At 71.6% G+C, this 19,461-nt stretch carries 19 protein-coding genes; 10 read left to right on the forward strand and 9 right to left on the reverse strand.

Annotated elements, in window-relative coordinates; genetic code table 11:
• Together ACWDN5_RS31465 and ACWDN5_RS31470 are read left to right on the forward strand one after the other, a co-directional pair.
• On the forward strand, positions 1-1,280 hold a 1,280-nt coding region (locus tag ACWDN5_RS31465; protein ID WP_449678827.1), incomplete at its 5' end, for a ribonucleoside-diphosphate reductase subunit alpha.
• A gap of 16 nt (positions 1,281-1,296) precedes the next feature.
• On the forward strand, positions 1,297-2,370 hold the full coding sequence (locus ACWDN5_RS31470; protein WP_449678828.1) for a ribonucleotide-diphosphate reductase subunit beta: 1,074 nt from the start codon (positions 1,297-1,299) through the stop codon (positions 2,368-2,370).
• A 48-nt stretch (positions 2,371-2,418) separates the two neighbouring features.
• Here the strand turns inward: ACWDN5_RS31470 and ACWDN5_RS31475 are convergent, their stop codons facing one another.
• Positions 2,419-2,874, reverse strand: a complete 456-nt coding sequence (locus ACWDN5_RS31475) for an NUDIX hydrolase (RefSeq protein ID WP_310977075.1) — start codon at positions 2,872-2,874, stop codon at positions 2,419-2,421.
• Positions 2,874-3,272, reverse strand: a complete 399-nt coding sequence (locus ACWDN5_RS31480; RefSeq protein ID WP_449678829.1) for a pyridoxamine 5'-phosphate oxidase family protein — start codon at positions 3,270-3,272, stop codon at positions 2,874-2,876. Before ACWDN5_RS31480 ends, ACWDN5_RS31475 begins: the two co-directional genes overlap by 1 nt.
• Positions 3,273-3,353: 81 nt before the next feature.
• On the opposite strand from ACWDN5_RS31480, the gene ACWDN5_RS31485 reads away from it, so the two are divergent.
• The 4 genes from ACWDN5_RS31485 (at position 3,354) to ACWDN5_RS31500 (ending at position 8,394) form a co-directional block, all read left to right on the forward strand.
• Positions 3,354-4,325, forward strand: coding sequence for an AraC family transcriptional regulator (locus ACWDN5_RS31485; RefSeq protein WP_449678830.1), 972 nt, complete (start codon positions 3,354-3,356; stop codon positions 4,323-4,325).
• Between the two features lie 18 nt (positions 4,326-4,343).
• Positions 4,344-5,804, forward strand: a complete 1,461-nt coding sequence (locus tag ACWDN5_RS31490) for a cytochrome P450 (RefSeq protein ID WP_449678831.1) — start codon at positions 4,344-4,346, stop codon at positions 5,802-5,804.
• 237 nt (positions 5,805-6,041) lie between these two features.
• Positions 6,042-7,859 carry a putative bifunctional diguanylate cyclase/phosphodiesterase gene (locus ACWDN5_RS31495; protein WP_310977097.1) on the forward strand — a complete coding sequence of 606 codons (1,818 nt, stop codon included), beginning with the start codon at positions 6,042-6,044 and terminating at the stop codon, positions 7,857-7,859.
• A gap of 73 nt (positions 7,860-7,932) precedes the next feature.
• On the forward strand, positions 7,933-8,394 hold the full coding sequence (locus ACWDN5_RS31500; RefSeq protein ID WP_310977079.1) for a peroxiredoxin: 462 nt from the start codon (positions 7,933-7,935) through the stop codon (positions 8,392-8,394).
• Here the strand turns inward: ACWDN5_RS31500 and ACWDN5_RS31505 are convergent.
• From ACWDN5_RS31505 to ACWDN5_RS31520, 4 genes are all read right to left on the reverse strand, one after another.
• On the reverse strand, positions 8,391-8,921 hold the full coding sequence (locus ACWDN5_RS31505) for a GNAT family N-acetyltransferase (RefSeq protein ID WP_310977080.1): 531 nt from the start codon (positions 8,919-8,921) through the stop codon (positions 8,391-8,393). The two genes, ACWDN5_RS31500 and ACWDN5_RS31505, sit on opposite strands and share 4 nt — an antisense overlap.
• 38 nt (positions 8,922-8,959) lie before the next feature.
• The gene (locus ACWDN5_RS31510; protein ID WP_449678832.1) at positions 8,960-10,165 is read right to left on the reverse strand and encodes an LCP family protein; all 1,206 of its coding nucleotides are present in this window, start codon (positions 10,163-10,165) and stop codon (positions 8,960-8,962) included.
• A gap of 89 nt (positions 10,166-10,254) precedes the next feature.
• Complete coding sequence (locus tag ACWDN5_RS31515; RefSeq protein ID WP_310977082.1) at positions 10,255-11,511, reverse strand: cyclopropane-fatty-acyl-phospholipid synthase family protein; 1,257 nt, start codon at positions 11,509-11,511, stop codon at positions 10,255-10,257.
• Between the two features lie 95 nt (positions 11,512-11,606).
• Complete coding sequence (locus tag ACWDN5_RS31520; RefSeq protein WP_449678833.1) at positions 11,607-12,299, reverse strand: alpha/beta hydrolase; 693 nt, start codon at positions 12,297-12,299, stop codon at positions 11,607-11,609.
• Positions 12,300-12,416: 117 nt separating this feature from the next.
• Between ACWDN5_RS31520 and ACWDN5_RS31525 the strand changes: the two genes are divergently transcribed.
• Positions 12,417-13,145, forward strand: a complete 729-nt coding sequence (locus ACWDN5_RS31525) for an SIS domain-containing protein (protein WP_310977084.1) — start codon at positions 12,417-12,419, stop codon at positions 13,143-13,145.
• Between the two features lie 108 nt (positions 13,146-13,253).
• Positions 13,254-14,420, forward strand: coding sequence for a serine hydrolase domain-containing protein (locus ACWDN5_RS31530; protein ID WP_449678834.1), 1,167 nt, complete (start codon positions 13,254-13,256; stop codon positions 14,418-14,420).
• 105 nt (positions 14,421-14,525) lie between these two features.
• On the opposite strand, the gene ACWDN5_RS31535 is transcribed toward ACWDN5_RS31530, so the two are convergent.
• Both ACWDN5_RS31535 and ACWDN5_RS31540 read right to left on the reverse strand, forming a co-directional pair.
• Positions 14,526-16,397, reverse strand: a complete 1,872-nt coding sequence (locus tag ACWDN5_RS31535; protein ID WP_449678835.1) for an ABC transporter ATP-binding protein — start codon at positions 16,395-16,397, stop codon at positions 14,526-14,528.
• 98 nt (positions 16,398-16,495) lie between these two features.
• Positions 16,496-16,927 (reverse strand): MarR family winged helix-turn-helix transcriptional regulator, encoded by a 432-nt coding sequence (locus ACWDN5_RS31540; RefSeq protein ID WP_310977087.1) that lies wholly within the window; start codon positions 16,925-16,927, stop codon positions 16,496-16,498.
• Between the two features lie 72 nt (positions 16,928-16,999).
• Here ACWDN5_RS31540 and ACWDN5_RS31545 point away from each other — a divergent pair, with 72 nt between their 5' ends.
• Both ACWDN5_RS31545 and ACWDN5_RS31550 read left to right on the forward strand, forming a co-directional pair.
• Complete coding sequence (locus ACWDN5_RS31545; RefSeq protein WP_449678836.1) at positions 17,000-17,854, forward strand: LLM class flavin-dependent oxidoreductase; 855 nt, start codon at positions 17,000-17,002, stop codon at positions 17,852-17,854.
• Between the two features lie 32 nt (positions 17,855-17,886).
• Entirely contained in the window at positions 17,887-19,239 is a 1,353-nt protein-coding gene (locus tag ACWDN5_RS31550) for a glycosyltransferase 87 family protein (RefSeq protein WP_449678837.1), read from the forward strand.
• Here the strand turns inward: ACWDN5_RS31550 and ACWDN5_RS31555 are convergent.
• Positions 19,226-19,435 carry a helix-turn-helix domain-containing protein gene (locus tag ACWDN5_RS31555; RefSeq protein WP_003071237.1) on the reverse strand — a complete coding sequence of 70 codons (210 nt, stop codon included), beginning with the start codon at positions 19,433-19,435 and terminating at the stop codon, positions 19,226-19,228. The genes ACWDN5_RS31550 and ACWDN5_RS31555 overlap by 14 nt on opposite strands.
• Positions 19,436-19,461: the final 26 nt, after the last annotated feature.

Here is a 19,461-nt window from a genome sequence, read left to right on the forward strand (position 1 = left end):
GGCTTCGGCGCCGAACGGCTCGGACGTCACCGCCCACGTCACCTCGCTCGGCCAGCTCCCGCTCCGCAGCGGCTGCTCGGGCTCGCACCGAGATCACGCTGAACACCAACAGCGAAGAGGTCGCGGTCTGCAACCTCGGCTCGGTGAACCTGCTCAAGCACGTGACCCCCGAGGGCCTCGACACGAAGCGCCTCGAGAAGACCGTGCGCACCGCCGTCCGCATGCTGGACAACGTGATCGACATCAACTTCTACACGATCCCGGAGGCGCGTCGCTCCAACCTGCGCCACCGCCCGGTCGGGCTGGGGCTGATGGGCTTCCAGGACGCGCTGTTCGAGCTGGGCCTGCCGCTGTCGTCGGAGGCCGCCGTGCAGTTCGCCGACACGAGCATGGAGCACATCTCCTACTACGCGATCTCGGCGTCGACCGACCTCGCCGAGGAGCGCGGCCAGTACCAGTCGTTCGAAGGCTCGCTGTGGAGCAAGGGCATCCTGCCGATCGACTCGATGCAGCTGCTCATCGACGCGCGCCAGGGTGACAACCTCGACGTCGACCTTTCGACCACTTTGGACTGGGCGCCGCTGCGCGAGCGGGTCAAGACCGTCGGCATGCGCAACTCCAACGTGATGGCGATCGCGCCGACCGCGACGATCTCCAACATCTGCGGCGTCGGCCAGTCGATCGAGCCGCTGTTCCAGAACCTGTACGTCAAGTCGAACATGTCCGGCGACTTCACCGTGGTGAACCCGCACCTGGTCCGTTCGCTCAAGGCGCGCGGGCTGTGGGACGAGGTCATGGTCAGCGACCTCAAGTACTTCGACGGCAGCCTCGGCCAGATCGACCGCGTGCCGGACGACCTGAAGGCGCTGTACGCGACGGCGTTCGAGATCGAGTCGAAGTGGCTGGTGGACGCCGGTTCGCGGCGCCAGAAGTGGATCGACCAGGCTCAGTCGCTGAACCTGTACATCGCGGCGCCGAGCGGCCGCAAGCTCGACCAGCTGTACCGCTACGCGTGGCACAAGGGCCTCAAGACCACGTACTACCTGCGGGCGCAGTCCGCGACGCACGTGGAGAAGAGCACCCTGCGCGGCACCGACGGCAAGCTGAACGCCGTCTCGGCCACCCCGGCTCCGGCCGCGGCCGCTCCGGCTCCCGCCCCTGCCCCGGCTCCGGCGCCGTCGCCCTCTCCGTCGCCCAAGCCGGAGCCGGACGTCGACTTCGTGGCCACCGAAGGCGCCGCCTGCCGCATCGACGACCCCGACTGCGAAGCCTGCCAGTAAAGGAATCCCTGCACAGATGACCAACGTGGAGACGACGGACGCGACCGGCCTCGGGGAGATCGAGGTCGGCGCCGCCCGGATCAACGTCGACGACAAGCGCATGATCAACGCGCGCGCCGACGTCAACCAGCTGCTGCCCATGAAGTACAAGTGGGCGTGGGAGAAGTACCTGGCCGGCTGCAACAACCACTGGATGCCGACCGAGGTCGCCATGCAGGCCGACATCGCGCTGTGGAAGTCGCCCGACGGCCTCACCGAGGACGAGCGGCAGATGCTCAAGCGCAACCTCGGCTTCTTCGCGACCGCGGAGTCGTTGGTGGCCAACAACATCGTGCTCGCGGTGTACCGGCAGATCACCAACCCCGAGTGCCGCCAGTACCTGCTGCGCCAGGCGTTCGAGGAGGCCGTGCACACGCACACCTTCCAGTACATCTGCGAGAGCCTCGGCCTGGTCGAGGGCGAGCTGTTCAACATGTACCGCGAGGTCCCGTCCATTTCGGACAAGGACGCGTGGGCGCTGAAGTACACGCAGAACCTGGAGAACCCGGACTTCGAGACCGGCACGCCGGAGGCCGACCAGGCGTTCCTGCGTGACCTCGTCGCGTTCTACGTGATCTTCGAGGGCATGTGGTTCTACACCGGCTTCGCGCAGATCCTGTCGCTGGGCCGCCGGAACAAGATGGTCGGCATCGCCGAGCAGTACCAGTACATCCTGCGCGACGAGTCGATCCACCTGAACTTCGGCATCGACTGCATCAACCAGATCAAGATCGAGAACCCGCACCTGTGGACTTCCGAGTTCCAGGAGGAGGTGCGCGGGATGCTGCAGGAGGCGTGCGAGCTGGAGGTCAAGTACGCCCGCGACACGATGCCGCGCGGCATGCTGGGCCTGTCAGCGCAGCTGTGCGAGCAGTACATGCACTTCATCACCGACCGGCGGGCGCAGCAGATCGGGCTGGCGCCGATCTTCGGGGAGACGGAGAACCCGTTCCCGTGGATGTCCGAGGCGATGGACCTGAAGAAGGAGAAGAACTTCTTCGAGACCCGCGTGATCGAGTACCAGTCGGGCGGCGCCCTCGACTGGGACTGAGTCCCTGAAGCACACGGCCCCGCCTCGGTTCGCCGAGGCGGGGCCGTTTCACGTCGTCGCCCGCGTGGCCAGCTCCGCATCCAACGGGCTCAGGTCCGGATCGACGGCCTCGCGCGGCGACCACCACCGGAAGCCGAGTCCTTCCTCGCTCAGGACGAGCCGGGGCGCCGTGGCGAGCTCGGTGCGGTAGACGGCGAGGAACTCCCGCCGCCCGGGATCGGCCAGGTCGAACTCGGCCACCGCGGCGAAGGTCAGCGCGACGTCGTGGATGCCGGTCTCCTCGGCGAGTTCGCGGGCCGCGGCCTCGCGCGCGGTCTCCCCGGGTTCCCGCATCCCGCCGGGCAGTTCCCACTGCCCGCGGCGCTTGTCGAACATCATCAGCACCGCGCCGGCGTGGCGGACCACGACCAGCGAGGCGGCCACGGGCGGCAACTCGCTTTCGGCGACCCACCGCACCGCGAGCAGCACGTTCCCCGCCCGGTCCCGGAGCGGGAGCCCGGCCATCAGAACGCGTAGCGCCGCACGGTTTCCGGGTGCAGCACCAACCTCACCTGCTCCGTGTCCCGGATCGCCTTCGCGTCGGCCGCGCGGTCCGGGTCGTCGAGGTCCCAGTGCCGCGCGGCCAAGCGCTGCGCCAGCTCCTGCGCCCCGTCCGGCTCGATCGAAACGCGGCCGGCCACCGAAACCCAGCGCTCGCGCTCCCCCACCGGGGCCGCCACCACGATCGACGCGTGCGGATCGCGGCGGACGCGGCGCACCTTGGGCGCGTCCGGCTCCGAGAACAGCTGGATCGTGCCGTCGTCGGCCGCCTCGAACCAGACCGGGCGGGGCTCGGCGCCGGCCACGGTCAGGAACCCGTGCAGGGGACGGCGGAGGAACTCGAGGTCGTCGGAAGTCAGCATGTGCCCAGTGAACCGGAGCCGGCCGGACGATCCCATGGGTGAAACACCGGAATCCCTGTCCATTCGTCTACCCTCACGACGGTGGACGACCTCTTCCGCGGCGTGCGGGCCCACGGCTCGCTGTTCGGCAGCTCCGCCCTCACCCCGCCGTTCTCCCTGCACTTCGTCGACGGCGCCCCGCTGACCCTGTGCACGGCGCTCTCCGGCGGCGGGTGGATCGTCCCCGAGCGCGGCGAACCCGAGCCGCTGACCGCCTACGACACCGTCGTCGTGCGCGGACCGGGCACCTTCACCTTCGTCGACGAGCTCGGCACCGGCGCCGAACCGGTCGCGTGCGGCGAGTACTGCGCCGCACCCGAACTGGGCGGGACGCGGCACCGGCGCGGCTGGCGCGACGACGGCGACGGGCCGACCACGCTGATCGTCGGCGCCTACCCGGCCGGCGGCGAGGTCAGCCGTCCGCTGCTGGACGCCCTGCCGCCGGTGTTGCGCGTCGACGGCGGCGGCACCGGGGACGCCGTCCTGGACCACCTCGCGGCCGAGGTGGCCGCCGACACGCCCGGGCAGCAGGTCGTGCTCGACCGGCTGCTCGACTGGATGCTCGTCTGCACGCTGCGCGCCTGGTTCGACCGGCCCGGCGGCGAACCCCCGGCGTGGTGGAGCGCCCAGCGCGATCCGGTGGCCGGCCCCGTGCTGCGCCTGCTGCACGACGAACCCGCGGCGCCGTGGACGGTCGCCGCCCTGGCCCAGCGGGCCGGGGTGGCGCGCTCGACGTTGGCCAAGCGGTTCGCCGAGCTCGTCGGCGAGCCACCGCTGACCTACCTCACCCGCCGCCGGATGGCGCTTGCCGCCGACCTGCTGGCCGAGCGGCCGGGCGCAACCGTCGCGGAGGTGGCGCGCGCCGTGGGGTACGCCGACCCGTTCGGGTTCAGCGCGGCGTTCAAACGGGTCCGCGGTGTCACGCCGAGCGAGCACCGGCGCCCGGCTCCACCCGAAAAGACGGCGCCCCAGGTGTTGTCAGAGCGTCAACAAGGGTGCATCGTGGAGGGATAGCCGATCTCGACGCAGGAGATGGTCACCTTGCCGGGCACCGTGAGCCGAGCCGCCGAAGCACTGCGCGAACGCGTGCCGCCCCTGACCGCCCTCCCCCTGCCGCCCAAGGTCGACGAACGGTGGCTGCAATCGCGCTGGCCCGTCAAGGAACTCGCGACGCCTCCCGCGGGCAGCGGTCTCAAGCCCGTGCTCGGCGACGAAGGCCCGCCCGTGGTCGGGCACATGCTGGAGATGATGCGGTTCGGCCCGGCGTTCGGCCTGCGCCGGCACGAGCTCTACGGCCCGGTCTCCTGGACCGGCGGGTTCGGCCGCCGGATCGTCGCACTGTCCGGGCCCGAGGCGACGCAGATCGCGCTCGTCAACAAGGACAAGGCGTTCTCGCAGGAAGGCTGGAAGTTCTTCATCGAGAAGTTCTTCGAGCGCGGCCTCATGCTGATGGACTTCGGCGAGCACCACCTGCACCGCCGGATCATGCAGGAGGCCTTCACGCGCCCGCGGCTGACCGGCTACGTCGGCGAGATGGGTCCCGCGCTGCGCGAAGGTGTCGCGAGCTGGGGCTCGAGCGAGCGGCCGCGGCTGTACTGGGCGCTCAAGCAGCTGACCCTCGACGTCGCGACCCGCGTGTTCATGGGCATGCCCAGCGGCGCCGACGCCGCCCGGATCAACCGCGCGTTCGTCAGCTGCGTGCGGGCCGGCACCGCCTTCGTGCGCTTCCCGGTGCCGGGCGGGCGCTGGTCGGCCGGGCTGCACGGGCGCCGGGTCCTGGAGCGCTACTTCGGCGAAACCCTGCCCGCCAAACGGCGTTCGGGCGGTGACGACCTGTTCGCCGCGCTCTGCCAGGCCACCACCGAGGACGGCGACCGGTTCTCCGACACCGACATCGTCAACCACATGATCTTCCTGATGATGGCCGCGCACGACACGACCACCATCACCAGCAGCGCCATGGCCTACTACCTGGCCAAGCACCCGGAGTGGCAGGAACGCGCCCGCGCGGAGTCCCTGGCCCTCGGCGACGACGTCCTCGACATCGAAGCCGTCGAACAGCTGGAAACCCTCGACCTGGTGATGAAGGAGGCGCTGCGGCTGGTGGCGCCGGTGCCGTCGCTGACCCGCCAGACCGTCAAGGACACCGAGGTCCTCGGCCACTACATCCCCGCGGGCACGCTCGTCGGCGTCTCGCCGACCATCAACCACTTCACGCCCGAGTGCTGGACGAACCCCTTCGCGTTCGACCCGGAGCGCTTCGCCGAACCGCGGCGCGAGGACAAGTCGCACCGGATGGCGTGGATGCCGTTCGGCGGCGGCGCGCACAAGTGCATCGGGCTCCACTTCGGCGGTCTCGAGGTGAAGTTGCTGATGCACGAACTGCTGCGCGCCTACCGCTGGTCGGTTCCGGAGAGTTACACCGCGCGCTGGGACTACGTCTCGCTGCCGGTGCCCGCGGACGGTCTGCCGGTCCACCTGACCCGTCGCTGACCCGGCCACCGTCCACCGCCGCATACACTAGGTAACGAAAAGTTACCGTTTGTGGACATTCGTTCACTCGTTCAGCCGGTAGACACCCCGTGACACACATGATGGCGTGGCATCGATCGTGGGCGAAGGCCGCCTGGTGTGGCTTCATGATCCCCGACACCGTGTCCGACCTGGCCATACCTGTGCGTGAAGAGGTGGAGTGTGCCTGAACCCGGTGCCGCGTCAGGGCTACTGGACGTGGCGCGGCGGTGGGCGGCGACGTTGGCCGACACCAAAGGAGTAACGCTTCCCCCGGAAGAGCTCGAAGCTCTCCTGCTGGAGGTCGCGCACGACGCGGTCGACCAAGCCGGCTCGCAGCACGACGGCGCCCTGCTGCGGTTCACCGCGCTGTACGCCGCCTCACCGATGGGCATCGCGCTGGCCGACCCCGACGGCGCCATCGTCGAGGCGAACCTCGCGCTCGGCCAGCTGCTCGGCTGCTCGCCGGAACGGTTGCGGGGCAGGCACATCACCGGCCTCGGCTCGACCGACCACGACGTCTCGCGGCTCGCGGCCGGCCTGGAGCAGGTGCGCGCGGGGCGCGACCGCTACCAGGAGCGGATGCTGCTCGACCACACCGAGGACGGGCAGCTCTGGACCGACGTGACGCTCGCCCGGCTGCCCGGCGACCGGCCCGGCTCGATCTACCCGGTGCTGATGGTGTCGGACGCGAACGAGCTGCACCTGCTGCAGGAGCGGCTGCTGCACCAGAACGTGCACGACCCGCTGACCGGGCTGCCCAACGCGTCGTCGTTCACCACCAAGCTCGAGGCCGCGCTCGGCGCCGGCGCCCGCGACGACATCGCGCTGATCTACCTCGACGTCGACGGCTTCAAGGTGATCAACGACGGGCTCGGCGCCGGCGTCGGCGACCAGGTGCTGCGCGGGGTCGCGAACAAGCTCTCGGCGGTGTTCACCGGTCACCACGACGGGTTCGTCGCCCGGCTGTCCGGCGACGGCTTCGCGGTGCTGCTGCGCGGCGAGCTGGCGGCGACCGAGGTCATCGGACTGGTCGAGCGGGCCCTGGAGGACCTCAACGAGCCGATCTACCTGGGCGGGCACGGCATCGGCGTCAGCGCGAGCGCGGGCATCGTCGTGCGCGCGGCGGTCGAGGGCGGCGCGGCGGAACTGCTGCGGGCGGCGGAAATCGCGCTGCACCGGGCCAAGGAGGCCGGCAAGGCGCAGTGGATGCTGTTCGACCCGGAGCTCGACGCCCGCGACCGCGGCCGCTACCAGCTGGGCGCGGTGATCGCCGGCGCGCTGGAGAACGGCGAATTCTCGCTGGTCTACCAGCCCACGGTGAAGCTGTCGCGGCCGGACGAGCTCGCGGCGGTCAACGCCGGGCTGCGGTGGAACCACCCGGAGAAGGGCGAGCTCGGCTCCGAGGAGTTCTACCCGCTGGCCCAGACCACGGGGATGACGGTCCCGCTGGGCCGCTGGCTCCTCGCCGAGTCCCTGGCGGCGACGGCCCGCTGGCGCACGCGCCTGGGCGACGCGGCCCCGGACGTCTGCGTCCGGCTGCCCACCCGGCTGGCGATCGACCCGGACCTGGTGCTGCTGGTGAAGGAGCAGCTGGACAAACACGAGCTCCCGGCGCGGGCGCTGCGGCTGTGCACCGACCGGGAGTCGATGCTGGACCCGCGCGGCGAAGTCCTGGACTCCCTGGCGGTGCTGGCCGACCTGGGCGCGCAGCTGGTGCTGACGATTTCGGGCTCGGCGGACCTGGAGCTGATCCCGCAGCACCGCCTCCCGGTCCGGCACGTCATCCTGTCGGGCCCGGTCGTCGACGCGCTGGACACCGACGAGCCGGCGGAGTCCGACCTGCGCCACCTGACCCAGCTGATCACCCGGGCCCGTGAGCTGCACCTGAAGGTGGGGGCGGAGGGCGTGCGCACGCACGAGCAGGCGGCCCGGCTGCGCCAGCTGGGAGTGGTCGCGGCGCGGGGGCCGTTCGTGGCCGATTCGGCGACGGGCGACGAGGTCGACGAGCTGATCGCGCGGCACCCGCGGAAGTGAGGACCAAGCCGGTGTCCCGGCGGCTCCGAACGACCGGCAGGATGGGTTCTGCCGCCGACGAGAAGGGACGTCCATGGACGCCGGAGACCTCGCCCCCGACTTCACGCTGCCCGACGACCGGGGCCAGGAGCGCACGCTCTCGGACTTCCTGGCCACCGGGCCCGTGGTCCTGTTCTTCTACCCGGCCGCGATGACCGGGGGCTGCACCGCCGAGAGCTGCCACTTCCGCGACCTCGCGGCGGAGTTCGCGGCGGTCGGCGCGCACCGCGTCGGCATCAGCCCGGACGCCATCACCAAGCAGCGCTCCTTCGCCGAGGCGAACAGCTTCGACTACCCGCTGCTGTCCGATGTGGAGGGTGTGGTCGCGAAGCAGTTCGGCGTGTGGCGCAAACTCGTGCCGCTGCACACCAAGCGCGCCACCTTCGTCATCGGCGAAGACCGGAAGGTCATCGCGAAGATCAAGAGCGAGCTGAACTTCACCGTCCACGCCGACGAGGCGCTCAAGGTGCTGCGGGAGCGGAACAAGGTCTCCTAACGGGGAGTCAGCCGCCACACGTGGTTGGTGCCCGTGCACGACGGCGCCAGCGGCTTCTCCGCCGGTTCCGTGCGCACCTCGGTGAAGCCGAGCCGGGCGGGCACCGCTCCACTTCGGACGTTCCGCTCGTCGTGCTTGATCTCGACGTACCCGGCGCCGAGGCGGAAGGCCTCGTCCGTCAGGAGCGTGACGGCGCGGGTCATCAGGCCGCGGCCGACGAACCCGGCCGCGAGCCAGTAGCCGATCTCGACGCCGCCGTCGCGGGTCATCACGCCGATGCCGCCGGCCACCTCCGCGCCCAGCCGCACCGCGTATTCGTACGCTTCGCCGCTCTCCCAGCGCTTCGCGGTCAGCCGGAGGAACTCCGCCGAGTCGTCGTCGGTGTAGCCGCCGGCGGCCCAGATCAGGAACGGGCTGAGGTGCGCCAGCGACCCGCTGACGACCTCCGTCAGCGTCGGGCGGTCGCCCGGGTGCCAGCGGGTCAGCGTCAGGTCACCGTCGCGGTAGGTCTCGGCCGGGGCTTCCATGCACTTCATGGTGCCCCGGCCGGGAGGTCAGGCGCGACTCAATTCACGATGACGCTGTCGGGCACGTCGGTGTCGTTCTTCAGCGCGTCGAACAGCTGCTTCGACTTGGCCTTGTCCCAGTTCTCCGCCGACCCGCTGGTCACCGGCACCGTCATGGTCACCACGCCCCCGGAGGAGATCCCGCGCATCGCGAGTGCCAGGCCGGCCAGGTTGTGCACGTGGTCGCCCGAATCCATGGTCAGCGCGTCCGGCGCCGAGGACAGCAGCGGGAAGAAGTCGAACGGGTTCAGCAGCGTGCCCGGGCTGGCGATCTGGCTGACCAGCGCGCCGATGAACTTGCGCTGGTTGGCGACGCGGTCGAGGTCCGAACGCGGCGTCGCCGAGCTGTGCCGCATCCGCACGAAACCCAGCGCCGACCGGCCGTCCAGGGATTGGCAGCCCGCCTTGATGTCGATGCCGGTCATCGTGTCGTTCATGTCCTTGTCGATGCACATGTCGACCCCGCCGATCGCGTCGACGATCTTGGCGAACCCGCCGAAGCCGATCTCCGCGTAGTGGTCGATGTGCAGCCCGGTGGCGCCTTCGACGGTCTGCGCCAGCAGCTTCGGGCCGCCGAGCGAGAACGCCGCGTTGATCTTGTTCTTGCCGTGCCCGGGGATCGACACCTGCGAGTCGCGCGGCAGCGACAGCAGCGTCGGCTTGGTGCTGTTGTCCGGGATGTGCGCGACCATGATCGTGTCGGTGCGCTGCCCGCCGCCCGCCGCGGCGACGTCGCCGGTGGCGAGCCGCTCCTCGTCCTCCGCGGTCAGGCCTTCGCGGCTGTCCGAGCCGACGATCAGCCAATTGGTGCCGGCCGCGGCCACCGGGCGGCCCGAGTAGTCGGCCAGCGCGTCGACGCGCTTGATGGAGAACTCGAGGTAGATCCAGATGCCGGCGAGGAAGACGACGAAGACGAGCACCAGGGCGCCCAGGACCTTGCCGAAGCTCCAGCGGCGCCGGCGGGGCGGCCGGGACGGCGGGTAGTCGTCCTGGACCGGACGGCGCGGCGGGTCCTGCCGCGGAGGCGGCGGGGCGTACTCGGGCTCGCGGGTCCCCATCGGGCGGGTGCGCTCGTCGTACGGGCTCCGGCCCCGCCCGGGCAGCGGCATCATCTGCGCGCGCTGGTGGTCCCGGGAGCGGCCGGCCGGCGGCCGGGGCGGCGGCATCCGGCGCCCGCCGTCGTCGCCACGGTACGTCATCACCATCACCCAATCCCGATCCGGACAAACTTCTCGTCGTCAGTACACCGCACGTCCTCGGAAGGAGGACGTCCGGCACCGGGGTCGGGTTGCGGTTACCGGCCGGTTGCCTCGTAGCCGAACTGGTGGACCTTGAGGTACCCGGACCGGAACCCGGCCTCGGAATAGGCCAGGTAGAACTCCCACATCCGGCGGAAGACGTCGTCGAACCCGAACCCGGCGATGTCGGCCCAGCGGTGCAGGAACCGTTCGCGCCACCACCGTAGCGTGCGCGCGTAGTCCTGGCCGAACTCGCGCATCCCGGCCAGCTTGAGCCGGGTGTTCGCCTTGACGCCCTCCTCGACCGAGCGCACCGACGGGATCAGCCCGCCCGGGAAGATGTACTTGTGGACCCAGCTGTAGGCCCGCGACGCCGCCAGCATCCGGTCGTGGTCCATGGTGATGGCCTGCAGGCCGAACCGCCCGCCCGGGCGCAGCCGCTCGCCGATCACCCGGTAGAACTCCGGCCAGTAGGACGCGCCGACGGCCTCGATCATCTCGACGCTGACCACGGCGTCGTACTTGCCGCTCGACTCGCGGTAGTCGCACAGCTTCACTTCGACGCGGTCGGAGAACCCGGCCGCCGCGATGCGCTCGGTGGCCAGCGCGCGCTGCTCCTCCGAAATGGTCAAGGACGTCACGTGCGCGCCGCGGGCCGCGGCGCGGATGGCGAGTTCACCCCATCCGGTGCCGATTTCGAGGACTTCGCTGCCGTCGCGGACGCCCGCGTAGTCGAGCACGCTGTCGATCTTGCGGTGCTGGGCGGCGGTGAGGTCGTCGTCGCCCGGCGCGAACAGCGCGGAGGAGTACGTCATCGACTGGTCGAGGAAGGCGCCGAACAGGTCGTTGGAGAGGTCGTAGTGCCGGTGGATGTTCGCCCGCGCGCCCTCGAGGGTGTTCTCCTCCGACGGCGGCTGCGTCCGCTCGGCGAGCCGGCGGAACTTCTGCAGCGCCGGCGGGACGAGCGTGGCCATCCGCTCGGCGAACGGCGTCAGCACCTCGGCGAGGTCGGACGCGGTCCAGTCACCGGCCATGTAGGACTCGCCGAAGCCGATCTTGGCGTCGACACCGAGGCGGTGGAAGAACGCCTCGGGCCGCAGGATCCGCATTTCGGGTGACTCCGGGCCGCCGGCGCCGAGCACGGTGCCGTCCGGGAAGCTCACCCGGACGTCGAGCGGGCGGACCGCGCGGCGGAACAGCGCGGCGGCGATCCGCGCGCGCAGCGCGGAGTGCGGTGGGGTGGCCAGGCCCGGCCACCGGGTCCCGTCCGGGACGTCCCGGGCCGACGCCCGGTCAGCGCTCGAAGTGGTCACGGGTACTCCCTCCGGCCGGCCAGGTTCGCCGGTGATCGATCCTAGTCGCCGCACCCCCGCGGCGCGTCTCGGCGAATGCCCTGTTCGGGGCGTGTTCACACCGGTATCCGCAGCCGCTCGGGCCCGGTGGCGGCCCACGCCCCGCGGAGGGTCCCGCCGTCGTCGCCGGCGAGCAGGTCCAGGGTGAACGCCACGGTCAGCCGGGTCCAGACCCGGGCGCGGCGCAGCATCGCGTGGCCTTCGTTGGCGATCTCGAACCGGGCGACCCGCGCGGCCACGCCCGCGGCCCGTTCGGCGAAGGCGTGGGACTCGGCCGGGCTCGTCATCCGGTCGCGGGTGCCGTGCACGATCAGCACCGAGCGCCCGGCGACGGCCTCCACCGGCTCGCCCCGCGGCGTCCACGGCGCCAGCGCGCACACCCCGCGCACGGCCGGGTCGTCGGCCACGCGCAGCGCGACCCGTGCCCCCATCGAGTGACCGACCAGCACGACCGGCAGGCCCGGGTGATCGGCGTGGATGCGCGCGAGGGCCCAGCGGGCGTCCTCGATCGGGTCTTCGGAGGGTGCGTTCCAGCCGTAGCGGCGGTTGCGCAGAAGCCGCACCTCGACGCCGTCCCGACGGCCGGCGCGGTGCAGGGCGCGCGCGATCGGAACCATCCGCACGTAGGCCAGCTTCCAGGGCGGCACGCTGCCCGTGCCCCGCTCGGCGCCGCCGTGCAGCACGAGCACGACGGCCCGGGTCCGCCCGCGCGCCTTCCACACGGACACCGCCGGATCCACCTCGACCACCCGCGTCCTCCTCTTCCCCCGCATCCGGGTCAACCTCGGTCCCCCACCCGGCTATTCCACCGCGCGAAGTGGTCCGCACGGTAGATTCGGCGCCCGATCCCCGACGGAAGGGTGGGTGTGGTGAGCGCCACGGACATCGCAGGCAGCGTCGCCGGACAGCTGGCGGAAGTCGAGCGGGCCAACGCCGAAGCGGTGCGGGCCGCGGCGGACCTGGTGCTGGGGGTGATCCGGGCCGACGCACTGGTCTATACCGCCGGGGCCGGGCACTCGCTGGCCGCGGTCGCCGAGACGTTCTACCGGGCCGGCGGGCTGGCCTGCGTCTACCCGCTCTACCACCCGGAGCTGCTCCCGCTGCACGGCGCGGTGCCCAGCACGCAGACCGAGCGGCGCAGCGGCCTGGCCGCCGAGGTGCTGGCCGAGCGCGCGCCGGGCCCGGACGACGTGCTGGTGGTGTTCTCGACGTCCGGCGTCAACCCCTACCCCGTCGAGCTGTGCATCGAGGCGCGCAAGCGGGGTGCGGCGGTGATCGCGGTGACGTCGCGGGCGTGCGTGGCCGCGGCGCCGCGGCGGTCGTCGAGCACGCTGGTCGAGCAGGGCACGGTCGTGCTGGACTCGCTCGTCGTCCCGGGTGACGCGAGCTACCCGCCGGACGCGCCGCGCACCGCCCCGCTGTCCACTGTGGTCAACGCGTTCCTGTGGAACCTCGTGCTCGCCGACGTCTACGACCGCGGAACGGCCGAAGGCCTCGACGTCCCGCTGTGGCGGAGCTCCAATGTGGAGGGTGGCGACGAGGCGAACGCCGGGCTGCTGGCGAAGTACGGTGAAATCGTCCCCCGCCTGCGCTAGTTGGTGAACAAGCACCGGCCGGGCACGTCTTGACTCCGCGTGCCCGGCGGTTCTAGCGTCGACATACCGACTGGTCGGTGTGGACCGGTCGCCCCCGGAGGAGGTCCGATGGACAGTGCCACGGCGACGGTGCACGGCGAGTGCGCACCCGGCTTCGAACCGGTGCGCAAGGCCTTCGAGGAGAACTTCCGCTCCCGCGGCGAGCTGGGGGCCGCCTTCACCGCCGTCCGCGACGGCGAGGTCGTGGTGGACCTGTGGGGCGGGTGGTCCGGTCCGGCGCGTGACCGGCCGTGGCAGCCGGACACCCTGGCCAACGTCTGGTCGACGACCAAGGGCATGACGGCGCTGTGCGCGCACCGGCTCGCCGACGCGGGCGAGCTCGACGTCGACGCGCCGGTCGCGAAGTACTGGCCGGAGTTCGCCGCGGCCGGGAAGTCGGACATCCCGGTGCGGTGGCTGCTGTCGCACCGCTCCGGCGTGCCCGGGATCGGGCTGGACCGGTCGGTGGCGATCGAGGAGCTCTACGACTGGGACCTGATGACGTCGCTGTACGCGGCCCAGGAACCGTTGACCGAGCCCGGGTCCGCGGGCGGCTACCACGCGCTGGCCTACGGCTGGCTCGTCGGCGAGGTCGTGCAGCGGGTCGCCGGGCAGGGCATCCGCGAGTTCTTCGCCGAGCAGGTGGCCGGGCCGCTGGGCGCGGACTTCTCGATCGGCCTCGCGTCCGCGGCCGACCTCGACCGCTGCGCGACCCTGGTCGATCCCGTGCTGACCGAGGAGATGGCGAACGCGCTGGCCACGGCGTTCGCGGCGGCGGGCCCGGTCGCGCAGGCCGCGCTGATGAACCCGCGCGTCCAGGGCCACGACGCCAACGACCCGGCCTGGCGGCAGGCGGTCATGCCGGCGTTGAACGGCCACGGCACGGCCCGCGCGATCGCCACGATCTACGCGGCCATCGCCGACGGCACCCTCCTGTCCCCGGCCGCGCTGGCCCGGGCCCGGGAAAGCCAGGGCAAGGAGATCGACGCGATCCTCGGCCTCCCGAACGAGTGGGGCCTGGGCTTCTACCTCGGCAGCGACGCCCGCGGCTTCGGCCCCAACCCCACCGCCTTCGGCCACGACGGCCTCGGCGGCTCCACCGGCGGAGCCGACCCGGAAAACGGCATCGCCTTCGGCTACACCCTCAACCAGCTCGGCCCCCTCATCCGCGACGACCCCCGCAAAATGGCCCTGGTCACCGCCCTCTACACGTGCGTGGAGAGTCGACACGCGTGATCCAGAGGTCGACACGCGTGATTGAAGGGTCGACACGGCACTTGCACCGTGTCGACCCTCCAATCACGTGAGCTGACCCTCCAATCACGCGTGATGACCCTTCAATCACGCGATGGCGGGTTCCTCGTCGGCGAACTGGGTTGCGTGGAGGGTGGCGTAGCGGCCGCCGGCGGCGAGGAGTTCGTCGTGGGTTCCGCGCTCGACGATCTCGCCGTGCTCGAGGACGAGGATCTGGTCGGCCGCGCGGACCGTCGAGAGGCGGTGGGCGATGACCAGGGCCGTGCGGCCCGCGAGGGCGTGGGTCAGGGCCTCGCCGACCGCCGCCTCGGACTCGGAGTCCAGGTGGGCGGTCGCCTCGTCGAGGATGACGACCTTGGGCTGGGCCAGCAGGAGACGCGCGATCGTCAGCCGCTGGCGCTCGCCGCCGGAGAGGCGGTAGCCGCGCTCGCCGACCGTCGTGTCGAGGCCGTCCGGCAGGGAATGGACCAGCTCGCCGAGCCGGGCCCGCTCCAGGGCTTCCCAGATCTCGTCGTCGGTGACGCCGGGACGCGCGTACGCCAGGTTGGCGCGGATCGTGTCGTGGAAGAGGTGCCCGTCCTGGGTCACGACGCCGACGGTTTCCCGCAGCGAAGCGAAAGTCAGTTCCCGGACGTCCACATCGGACAGCCGGACCGAGCCGGAGTCGACGTCGTAGAGCCGCGGCAGCAGCGACGCGATCGTCGACTTCCCCGCCCCCGACGACCCGACCAGCGCGACCATCTGCCCCGGCTCGGCCCGGAACGAGATCCCGTGCAGCACCTCTTCGCCGCCGCGGTGGTCGAGCGTGGCGACGTCCTCCAGCGACGCCAGCGAGTACTTGTCCGCCGCCGGGTAGCCGAAGCGGACGTCGGCGAACTCGACCGCAACCCCGCCCGCCGGAGCCAGCGCCCGCGCGCCCGGCTTCTCCTTGATCATCGGCTCCAGGTCGAGGACCTCGAAGACCCGCTCGAACGACACGAGCGCCGTCATGACGTCGACGCGCACGTTGGCCAGCGCGGTCAGCGGCGCGTAGAGCCGGGTCAGCAGCAGGGCCAGCGCGACGACGGTGCCGGGGGCCAGCGCCCCGGTCAGCGCCAGGTACCCGCCGAGGCCGTAGACGAGCGCCTGCGCCAGCGCCGACACCAGGGTCAGGCTGGTCATGAACCAGCGGGTCAGCATCGCCGTCCGGACGCCGATGTCCCGGACGCGCCCGGCGCGCACGCCGAAGTCGTCCGCCTCCTGCACCGGACGGCCGAACAGCTTCACCAGCGTCGCGCCCGGCGCGGAGAACCGTTCGGTCATCTGCGTGGTCATCCCGGCGTTGAGGTTCGCGGCTTCCCGCTGCAGCCCGGCCATCCGGCGGCCGAGCCGGCGCGCGGGGATGACGAAGATCGGCAGCAGCACCAGCGCGATCAGGGTGACCTGCCAGGACAGCGTCAGCATGACGGCCAGCGACAGCGCCAGCTGGATGACGTTGGTGACCAGCCCGGACAGCGTCGCGGTGAACGTCCGCTGCGCGCCGATGACGTCGTTGTTGAGCCGCGAGACCAGCGCGCCGGTGCGGGTGCGCGTGAAGAACGCGATCGGCATGCGCTGCACGTGCTCGAAGACCGCGCGCCGCAGGTCGTAAATGATGCCCTCGCCGATGCGCGCGGACTGCCACCGCTCGATCAGGCCGAACCCGGCGTCGGCGATCGCCAGCACGGCGATCACCACGGCGAGCCAGACCACGACGGCGACGTCGTGGCCGCCGACGATCGCGTCGACCACCTTGCCCGCCAGCACCGGCGTCGACACGGCGAGCACCGCCGAAACCACGGTGAGCACGAGGAAAGCCAGCAGCCGCCGCCAGTGCGGCCGGGCGAAGCGCGCCACGCGTTTCAGCGTGCCGCGGGTGAGCGCCTTCGGCGCGTCGCCGGCGCGCATCGCCGAGCTCCACAGCCCCCACATGTTGTCCACGGGAAACCCCCAGGATCAGAAACCTCTAGATAAGCCGAGGTTTTTGCCGGATATGACCTGGACAACGCCCCCGTTGCCCGTTTGCTTCCCGAGGTCGTTCACTCGGCGCGAACAACCCGGTGCAGGGCGGCGCGCAGCCGCTCGGCATCCTCGGCGGAGAGCGGCTCCAGCAGGAGCGCCTCCGCCTGCCGCGTGACCTCCACGCCCGCCTCGCGAACCCGCTCCCCCTCGGGTGTGAGCAGCACGAGGCGCTTGCGCCGGTCCCCCGGCGCGACCTCGCGCCGGACCAGGCCCTTGGCCTCCAGCTCGTCGACGAGCGCGACCATCGTCGTCCGGTCCACGCCGAGCCGGGCCGCGCCGTCCTGCTGCGACTGCGCCGGCCCGTCCCCGAAGAGCGTGAGCAGCGCGAGCTGCCGCCCGGTGACGCCGAGCGGCGCGTACAGCGGCTCGGCCAGCTCGGCGAGCCGCAGCTGGGCGTGCTTGAGCAGGTAACCGAGCCGCTGGGTGACGACGAGGGGCGCACTGGACACGCACAGACTCTACACCTACGCTGATCGTCAGCTTGACTGATGATTTGCTTGACTGACGATCAGGAGCTCCCCATGACCACCATCGGGCTCAAGCCCCCGCAGCAGCACCTCGGCATCGCCGCCCTCCGCGAGATCTGGGCGATCGCCGACGACGCCGGCTTCGACGGCTGCTGGGTGTTCGACCACCTCGCGCCGATGGGCCCCGACCGCACCGGCGACGTCTTCGACGGCTGGAGCCTGCTGGCCGCGATGGCCGAGGCGACGAAGCGGGTGCGGATCGGCTGCCTGGTGTCCGGCAACACCAACCGGCACCCGGGCACGTTCGCCAAGATCGCCGCGACCGTCGACCATCTGTCCGGCGGCCGGCTCGACGTCGGCCTCGGCGCGGGCGGCGACGTCCTGACCGACGCGATGATGGGCACGCCGACGCCGGCACCGGTCGAACGCGTCGAACGGCTGGCCGAGACCTGCGAAATCCTCGGTCTGCTGTGGACCCGGCCGGAAACCACCTTCCGCGGCCGTCACTACACGCTCACCGGCGCGATCAGCGACCCGAAACCGGTGCAACGGCCGAAACCCCCGCTGTGGCTGGGCAGCAGCGGCGAAAAACGCGGCCTGCGGGTCGTCGCCGAACACGCCGACGTCTGGCTCAACGCGGCCCTGCCCGGGACGGAAACCGCCGAGCTGCAACGGCTTTCGCGCGTCCTGGACGAGCACTGCGCGGCGGTGGGCCGGGATCCGGCGTCGATCCGCCGGGCCGTCCAGTTCCGGCTGCCGTCCGATGCGGACAGCGCGCTGCGTCTGACGCAGAGCTACACCGACGCGGGCTTCACCGAACTGGTGCTGATGCCCGCCGGCCGCGAAGACGTCGTCGCGACGTCCGAAGCGGCCGCGAAGCTGCTCCCCCGCCTGCGAGACGTCGGCTGAACCGGGCGGCGAGCCCTCGGTAGCCTGGCGACGTGGAAACGGAGGTGGGCCAGGCGCCCGCATGGCGGCGCGCGGCCCGGCTCTTCACGGCGCCGCCGCGCACCGGAGAGGCCGCGCCCCTGCGCTGGGATCTGGGGTTCTACCTGGCCTGCCTGGCTTTCGCGCTGCCGACCGCGCTGGTGTCGGAGTTCTACGGCTATCGCGTCTGGGGCAATTTCGCGACCGTGGCGTACGGCTTCGGCGCGGTGCACAGCGGGTACCTGCTGCTGTCGGCACGAAGCGGGCGTACGCCGCGTGGCGTACTCGGTTCACGCTGGTGCGGCATCGTCGCCGTCGCGCTGTTGGCGATGATCCTCCCGTTGGCGCTTCTGGTGATTCGCCGCCTGACCGGGGTGGACTGGCTGATCACGCCGTTCTCGTGGGCCGCGCAGCCCGAGGTCTGGGTGATCGAGCGGTCCGCGGATCTGCTGCTGCACCACGGGACCCCGTACGTCGACGTCGGCGCGCTCGGCCGGGCCCCCGAGGTAAACGATTACACACCCTACGGCCCGGTGATGGCGGTCTTCGGCCTGCCGCGGGCGCTGTTCGGCGGCACACCGCTGACGAACGCGCTCACCGACGCCCGCTGGATGTTCGCGCTGGCCGCCGGTGCGTGTGTGCTGGGCACGCTGAAGCTGCTGAAGTGGCCGAAGGTGCCGGTCGGCGCCGCACAGCTCGCGCTGGCCTGCCCGCTCACCGCGCTCACCTGGGCCGTGGCCGGGCCGGACCTGGCCATCGTGGGCCTGCTGGTGCTCAGCTGCGCGCTCGCGGCCACCGGGCGGGTCGCCTGGTCGGGCCTGGTGCTGGCGCTGGTCGTCAGCGCGAAGCTCATCGTCGCGCCCGCCGCGGCGGTGCTCGCCGTACTCGTGCTGGTCCGTCGCGGGAACGGGCTCGACTGGGCGGCACTGGGCCGGTTCGCGGCGGCGCTGGTGGCGACGACGGCCGCCCTGCACCTGCCGGTGTACCTGGTCGATCCGGCGGCGTTCGTCGAGCACGTCTTCCGGTTCCCGCTCGGGATGGGCGCCGTGCGATCGCCCGCGGCCAGCCCGCTGCCGGGCCACCTGATCGCCGAGACCGGCCCGGTCGGGCAGGTGGCGGCGTTCGTGCTCGTCGGCGCCGCGGCCGTGGCGATGGTCGTCTGGCTGGTGCGCCGGCCCCCCGCGAACGGCTCCGCCGCACTGATGCGCATCGCCGTCGGACTCGGCGCGTTGATCCTGCTCACCCCGGCCACCCGGTACGGCTACCTGGTGTACCCGCTGGTCCTGCTCGGGGCCCACCTGGCCTTCCGCGTGGCCGAAGTTCCCGCTGCGCCCCCCGCGCAGCAGTCCGCGACTACTTCTTCTTGACCCTGGTGGCCCCGCCGCGCCCCCGCAGCTGGACGCCCGACTCCGACAGCACCCGGTGGACGAACCCGTAGGACCGCCCCGTCGACTCCGCCAGTGCCCGGATGCTCGAGCCCTTCTCGTATTTCTTCTTCAGGTCAGCGGCCAGCTTGTCGCGCGTGTTGCCGGTGATCCGCGCGCCTTTCTTGAGATCAGCCACGTCGATCGCCTTCCCGCCGAGAGTGT

The sequence above is a fragment of the Amycolatopsis sp. NPDC003731 genome, from assembly GCF_053586895.1.

Coding starts and splice junctions, on each gene's coding strand:
- ACWDN5_RS31480 (WP_449678829.1), bottom strand. CDS start 3,272: ATGCTGACTTCCGACGACCTCGAGTTCCTCCGCCGTCCCCTGCACGGG.
- ACWDN5_RS31530 (WP_449678834.1), top strand. CDS start 13,254: ATGGACAGTGCCACGGCGACGGTGCACGGCGAGTGCGCACCCGGCTTC.
- ACWDN5_RS31545 (WP_449678836.1), top strand. CDS start 17,000: ATGACCACCATCGGGCTCAAGCCCCCGCAGCAGCACCTCGGCATCGCC.
- ACWDN5_RS31505 (WP_310977080.1), bottom strand. CDS start 8,921: ATGGAAGCCCCGGCCGAGACCTACCGCGACGGTGACCTGACGCTGACC.
- ACWDN5_RS31500 (WP_310977079.1), top strand. CDS start 7,933: ATGGACGCCGGAGACCTCGCCCCCGACTTCACGCTGCCCGACGACCGG.
- ACWDN5_RS31470 (WP_449678828.1), top strand. CDS start 1,297: ATGACCAACGTGGAGACGACGGACGCGACCGGCCTCGGGGAGATCGAG.
- ACWDN5_RS31475 (WP_310977075.1), bottom strand. CDS start 2,874: ATGGCCGGGCTCCCGCTCCGGGACCGGGCGGGGAACGTGCTGCTCGCG.
- ACWDN5_RS31490 (WP_449678831.1), top strand. CDS start 4,344: ATGGTCACCTTGCCGGGCACCGTGAGCCGAGCCGCCGAAGCACTGCGC.
- ACWDN5_RS31510 (WP_449678832.1), bottom strand. CDS start 10,165: ATGGTGATGACGTACCGTGGCGACGACGGCGGGCGCCGGATGCCGCCG.